Here is a 6,375-nt window from a genome sequence, read left to right as displayed (position 1 = left end):
AGTCTGACATCAAGAGCGCGGTAGCCTTTTTTAATATTTCATTCTCCATTTCAATGCGTTGTAGCTTTTTCCTCAGCTTACGTATTTCGATTTGTTCTGGTGTTATCGGAGAGGCTTTTGGTGTTTTGCCCTGACGCTCATCACGCAGTTGTTTGACCCATCTTGTCATTGTGGAAAGGCCAACATCCATAGCTTTGGCGGCATCTGCCACCGTGTATTTCTGGTCAACAACCAGTTGAGCGGATTCGCGTTTAAACTCTGCGCTAAAATTTCTTTTTTTCATTGGAGCACCTGTGTTGTTCTGAGGTGAGCATATCACCTCTGTTCAGGTGGCCAAATTCAGTGTGCCACTTCAGAGAAGCAAGTCAACGGAGGATATCGCTTCAGCTTTTAAGTGCGTGATAGACAAGCCCTTAAACGATGCTGAAAAATGTTAGCGTGCGCCGGAATGAAATATAGATCACTCTGATGTATTAGAAATCGTTTCTGTCTTTCATACCCGGCGCTTAAACTGCCCTGCATCAATGCCATGTTGCTTCATTTTCCGCCACAGCGTAGTGCGGCCGATTCCAAGTAAAGCCGACATTTCCTGAATGCGACCGCCTGTGACCTGGGCTGCGTTAATAATTGCCTCTTTTTCAACTTCCGCAAATGACAGACTGGTGGAAAGGCGGGTGGCGCTGACATCATCTGTTGCCTGCTCGGTAAACAGATGTTCCGGCAAATCACTGACGCGAATGCGCCCATTATCACTACTCAGAGCAAGATTCTCGATGACGCTGTAAAGTTCAAAATCGTTGCCTGGCCATGCACAAGAAACCAGGCGAGCGAGGGCATCGTCATCAATTTTCAGCCGCGTAGAGAAGCGTTTTTCAAGACTGCGTAATTTGTTATTCACCAGCGCCGGAATGCTGCCACGCCGCATACGCAGAGGCGGGATGGTAATTTCAAATGCATGCAGCGCGTAATACAGCTGGCGACTAAAACGATTTTGTTCCACCAGCATTGCGAGGTCCGCGGTCGTTGTTGCAATCACTTTGACATCAATTGGTATTAAACGCCGCGCATCCAGTCGCGTGATAACACCCTGCTTGATAACCTGAAGCAAAGCAGACTGTAACTCCACCGCCAGATATTCAATCTTTTCAAGAAACAGCGTGCCGCCGTGCGCCAGTTCCAGCCGACTCAGACGGCCATTTTCATTGTCCGTACGATCGCCACCAATAAATTCTTCCGCCAGTGCCGCATCACCATATAACTCACAATTGACGGCGATATAAGGACCTGCAGCACGCTCGCTTTCATTATGAATTGCCTGACTTAGCAGTGCCTTGCCCACGCCCTCTTCTCCACAAAGCAGGACAGGAAAGCTACTGCGCGCCGCCTGGCGACCAAAATGAATCAAGCGGCGGGTTTGCGGATCGTCCTGTGGCATATGAGCAAAGGTATGGCTGACTTTTCCTAATTGACTGGTCATCAACTGCCGCATCTGTTCCACAGGATGGAGCAACAAAATAAAGCTGGTTCCCTGCGTTTCTATTATCGGTTTAAGGGTTATCACCGCATCAATAAACTGATGCTGACTTTCAAAGGTTGCTTCTACGTGTTTGAGCGGATGTGCCTGTTTTATTGCTTGTTGCAATACGGCGGGTAACGTTAAGAGTTCAGTGATTGCCCGTCCCTGACTTGCCGTCGCGTCAAGGCGCAAGACCCGCGCCGCCTGGGCATTGATAAATTGCAAATTACCCTGCTCGTCCCAGCTAATCACGCCATCATCCATACTTTCTAACAGGGCATTAAGTTGATTTAAATGACGGTTAGTTTCAGCGAGCAAACTGTCCGTCAGCAGTAAATTTCCGACCTCGCGGGCGATTGCCAACGTCAACGGCAAATCAGCTGCGGTAGTTTGCTCAACCGGACACGCCAGCGCTATTGTTCCCGTCAATCGGCCCTTGCTGTCAAACAACGGCGTTGCACAAAAGGCCCAGTTCCAGAGTGCCTGTTTGAAATGTTGATCGGCCATCGTTTTCACGGCCTGACCAGAGATAGCCGCTAACGATAGCGCACAAGTACCAATAATTCCCTCGGCGCAATACGTGCCGTCATGGAATCCAAGTGCACTTAGCTGCTGCAAGGTTTGCGGATCGCCATTACGGCTGAGAATGCAGGCGGTTTCATCGAGGATAAACAGCGCACACTCTCGCGGTGCCATATATTCCCAGGCATCTTCCAGCGCAGCCTGCCCGAGCGTCAGCATCGCTTTCTTACGCCGATAAATAGAAGCAAATGTCACGCCCTGGGCCTGATGTGGTACGCTCCATGTCTCCCGTTTCATCAGCTTATTGCATCGCTCCCAGGAGGTTGCAATTAAGGGAGATATGCCCCGACCATCGTTGTTAAAAGCGCCACTCATATCCCGCATCCCTTATGACAAAAGGTGTTCCGGCTCGCAATTTTAAGTATTAGTACACGTAAAAGTTTCAATATGGAACATTCATTAAAGCATATGTTTCACTATGAAACATAATTTGGGCTAATTTTCTTTTCCCTTGCCTGATGCACAATGGATTCATCGGCAGTCAGTGGTCGCCGTGTCGTTGAACATCATCCATGCCCTACCGTAATTGCTGGAGCAAAATAATGAAAAAATTGATCAATGATGTGCAAGACGTACTGGACGAACAACTGGCAGGACTGGCGAAAGCGCATCCATCGCTGACATTGCATCAGGATCCGGTGTATGTCACCCGAGCTGATGCCCCTGTTGCAGGAAAAGTCGCCCTGCTGTCGGGTGGCGGCAGCGGACACGAGCCGATGCACTGTGGGTATATCGGTCAGGGGATGCTTTCGGGGGCCTGTCCGGGCGAAATTTTCACCTCACCGACGCCCGATAAAATCTTTGAATGCGCCATGCAAGTTGATGGCGGCGAAGGTGTACTGTTGATTATCAAAAATTACACCGGCGATATTCTTAACTTTGAAACAGCGACCGAGTTACTGCACGATAGCGGCGTAAAAGTGACCACTGTGGTCATTGATGACGACGTTGCGGTAAAAGACAGTCTTTATACTGCCGGGCGACGCGGCGTTGCCAACACCGTATTAATTGAAAAACTCGTAGGCGCAGCGGCGGAGCGTGGCGACTCACTGGACGCCTGTGCGGAACTGGGGCGTAAGTTGAATAATCAAGGCCACTCAATAGGTATCGCTCTCGGTGCCTGTACCGTTCCTGCCGCGGGCAAACCTTCTTTTACCCTGGCGGATAATGAGATGGAGTTTGGCGTCGGCATTCATGGTGAGCCGGGTATTGACCGCCGCTCCTTCTCTTCCCTTGATCAAACCGTCGATGAAATGTTCGACACCCTGCTGGGAAATGGCTCATACCATCGCACTTTACGTTTCTGGGATTATCAACAAGGCAGTTGGCAGGAAGAACAACAAACCAAACAACCGCTCCAGTCTGGCGATCGGGTGATTGCGCTGGTTAACAATCTTGGCGCAACTCCGCTTTCTGAGCTGTACGGCGTCTATAACCGCCTGACCACACGTTGCCAGCAAGCGGGATTGACTATCGAACGTAATTTAATTGGCGCGTACTGTACCTCACTGGATATGACCGGTTTCTCAATCACCTTACTGAAAGTTGATGACGAAACGCTGGCACTCTGGGACGCCCCGGTCCACACCCCGGCCCTTAACTGGGATAAATTAGGAGAAAGCAATGTCACTGAGCAGAACTCAAATTGTTAACTGGCTCACTCGTTGTGGCGATATTTTCAGCACCGAGAGCGAGTATCTTACCGGACTGGATCGCGAAATTGGCGACGCTGACCACGGGCTAAATATGAACCGAGGCTTTAGCAAAGTGGTGGAAAAACTCCCTGCTATCGCAGATAAAGATATCGGTTTCATTCTCAAGAATACCGGTATGACGCTGCTTTCCAGCGTCGGTGGTGCCAGTGGTCCGCTGTTCGGTACCTTCTTTATCCGCGCCGCACAGGCGACCCAGGCACGGCAAAGCCTGACACTGGAAGAGCTTTATCAGATGTTCCGCGATGGCGCGGACGGCGTAATCAGTCGCGGGAAAGCCGAACCTGGCGATAAAACCATGTGTGATGTGTGGGTGCCGGTGGTGGAATCGTTACGTCAGTCCAGCGAGCAAAATCTCTCTGTTCCGGTGGCGCTCGAAGCTGCCAGTAGCATCGCCGAATCCGCTGCACAAAGTACGATTACGATGCAAGCCCGCAAAGGCCGCGCCAGTTATCTCGGTGAACGCAGTATTGGTCACCAGGATCCCGGCGCGACCTCGGTGATGTTTATGATGCAAATGTTGGCGTTAGCCGCAAAAGAGTAAGGAATTGGTGATGGTAAACCTGGTCATAGTTTCACATAGCAGCCGACTGGGAGAAGGTGTCGGTGAATTAGCCCGTCAGATGTTAATGAGTGATAGTTGTAAAATCGCCATTGCCGCGGGAATTGACGATCCACAAAATCCTATTGGTACCGATGCCGTCAAAGTGATGGAGGCCATCGAATCTGTTGCTGATGCCGACCATGTGCTGGTCATGATGGATATGGGTAGCGCATTATTGAGTGCTGAAACTGCGCTGGAATTGCTGGCTCCCAAGATCGCCGCAAAAGTACGTTTGTGTGCTGCGCCGTTGGTCGAAGGTACACTGGCAGCAACGGTCAGCGCGGCCTCGGGAGCGGATATCGACAAAGTTATCTTTGACGCTATGCATGCGCTGGAAGCCAAACGTGAACAACTGGGTTTACCGTCCTCCGACACTGAAATCTCTGACACATGTCCTGCGTACGATGAAGAAGCCCGTTCTCTGGCGGTGGTCATAAAAAACCGTAACGGCCTGCATGTACGTCCGGCCTCCCGGCTGGTTTATACCTTATCGACATTTAATGCCGATATGTTGCTGGAAAAAAACGGCAAATGCGTCACACCAGAGAGTATTAACCAGATTGCGTTACTACAAGTTCGCTATAACGATACGCTGCGCCTGATTGCGAAAGGGCCAGAAGCTGAAGAGGCACTGATCGCTTTCCGTCAGCTGGCTGAAGATAACTTTGGTGAAACGGAGGAAGTCGCTCCACCTACTCTGCGTCCCGTTCCGCCTGTTTCGGGTAAAGCCTTTTATTATCAACCAGTTTTATATACGGTACAGGCAAAATCAACCCTGACCGTGGAAGAAGAACAAGATCGATTACGCCAGGCTATTGACTTCACGTTATTAGATCTGATGACGTTAACAGCGAAAGCAGAAGCCAGCGGGCTTGACTATATTGCCGCAATCTTTTCTGGTCACCATACACTGTTAGATGATCCGGAACTGCTGGCGGCGGCAAGCGAACTCCTTCAGCATGAACATTGCACGGCAGAATATGCCTGGCAGCAAGTTCTTAAAGAACTTAGCCAGCAATACCAGCAACTGGATGATGAATATCTACAAGCTCGCTATATTGATGTGGACGATCTTCTGCATCGCACCCTGGTCCACCTGACCCAAACGAAAGAAGAACTCCCGCAGTTTAACTCGCCAACTATTCTACTGGCGGAGAACATTTATCCTTCCACAGTACTGCAACTGGATCCGGCGGTTGTAAAAGGTATCTGCCTTAGCGCCGGAAGTCCGGTATCCCACAGCGCCCTAATCGCCCGTGAACTGGGGATTGGCTGGATTTGCCAGCAGGGTGAGAAACTGTATGCGATACAACCAGAAGAAACGCTAACGCTGGACGTTAAAACGCAACGTTTCAACCGTCAGGGTTAAGCCACTGTTCGGATGGCATCGTTCTGATGTCATCCGGCAATTTACTCAGCACTAATGGTTTTTAACTACCTGTTATATTTTTCACCAATTTATGATGATTTTTCTTCGCTAATCACGAACCCAACGCCGCTGGCTGGCTAATAAACAGACGTTATTTGATCACTCTATTTCGCCGTTATTTATCCCTTTAATTCCCTTTTCTAAAATGCCTGACAGTTCGCAGAATGAGATTTCGATCATGCAGCTAGTGCGATCCTGAACTAAGGTTTTCTGATACTTGAATACCGTTTTATTCGGTTTCGCCAAAGGAGAATGATTGATGAAATCCCCCGCACCTTCTCGCCCGCAAAAAATGGCGTTAATTCCAGCCTGGGTAATGCTGCCAACTTACTGATTTAGTGTATGATGGTGATTTTAAGGTGCTTGCGTGGCTTCCATTTCCATCAGATGTCCTTCCTGCTCCGCTACTGAAGGCGTGGTGCGTAACGGCAAAAGCACTGCCGGACATCAGCGCTATCTCTGCTCTCATTGCCGTAAAACATGGCAACTACAGTTCACTTACACCGCCTCTCAGCCCGGTACGCACCAGAAA

At 49.9% G+C, this 6,375-nt stretch carries 5 protein-coding genes and 1 pseudogene; 4 read left to right on the top strand and 2 right to left on the bottom strand.

What is annotated here, in order from left to right:
• Positions 1 to 283 (bottom strand): annotated as a pseudogene (locus BHE85_RS09540) (transposase); the annotation flags it as partial.
• Between the two features lie 210 nt (positions 284 to 493).
• Positions 494 to 2,413, bottom strand: a complete 1,920-nt coding sequence (gene dhaR, locus BHE85_RS09535) for a dihydroxyacetone kinase operon transcriptional regulator DhaR (protein WP_024257999.1) — start codon at positions 2,411 to 2,413, stop codon at positions 494 to 496.
• A 227-nt stretch (positions 2,414 to 2,640) separates the two neighbouring features.
• On the opposite strand from dhaR, the gene dhaK reads away from it, so the two are divergent.
• The 4 genes from dhaK to BHE85_RS09515 form a co-directional block, all read left to right on the top strand.
• Complete coding sequence (gene dhaK, locus BHE85_RS09530) at positions 2,641 to 3,750, top strand: dihydroxyacetone kinase subunit DhaK (protein WP_000733718.1); 1,110 nt, start codon at positions 2,641 to 2,643, stop codon at positions 3,748 to 3,750.
• Positions 3,722 to 4,354 (top strand): dihydroxyacetone kinase subunit DhaL, encoded by a 633-nt coding sequence (dhaL, locus tag BHE85_RS09525; RefSeq protein ID WP_000059411.1) that lies wholly within the window; start codon positions 3,722 to 3,724, stop codon positions 4,352 to 4,354. Before dhaK ends, dhaL begins: the two co-directional genes overlap by 29 nt.
• A 10-nt stretch (positions 4,355 to 4,364) precedes the next feature.
• A complete protein-coding gene (dhaM, locus tag BHE85_RS09520; protein ID WP_005005668.1) occupies positions 4,365 to 5,783 on the top strand; it encodes a dihydroxyacetone kinase phosphoryl donor subunit DhaM in 1,419 nt (472 codons plus the stop codon).
• 427 nt (positions 5,784 to 6,210) lie between these two features.
• Positions 6,211 to 6,375 (top strand): IS1 family transposase (locus BHE85_RS09515; protein ID WP_047664789.1); only part of this gene is annotated, 165 nt, incomplete at its 3' end.

This window comes from Shigella sp. FC1567, assembly GCF_001743015.1.
Taxonomy (GTDB): domain Bacteria; phylum Pseudomonadota; class Gammaproteobacteria; order Enterobacterales; family Enterobacteriaceae; genus Escherichia; species Escherichia coli.
Note: the sequence above shows the minus strand (reverse complement) of the source record. Positions and strands in the feature narration are given on the sequence as shown.

What these genes read in the sequence shown, in the direction of transcription:
- dhaR (WP_024257999.1), bottom strand. Translation starts at nt 2,413, where the DNA reads ATGAGTGGCGCTTTTAACAACGATGGTCGGGGCATATCTCCCTTAATT.
- dhaK (WP_000733718.1), top strand. Translation starts at nt 2,641, where the DNA reads ATGAAAAAATTGATCAATGATGTGCAAGACGTACTGGACGAACAACTG.
- dhaL (WP_000059411.1), top strand. Translation starts at nt 3,722, where the DNA reads ATGTCACTGAGCAGAACTCAAATTGTTAACTGGCTCACTCGTTGTGGC.
- dhaM (WP_005005668.1), top strand. Translation starts at nt 4,365, where the DNA reads ATGGTAAACCTGGTCATAGTTTCACATAGCAGCCGACTGGGAGAAGGT.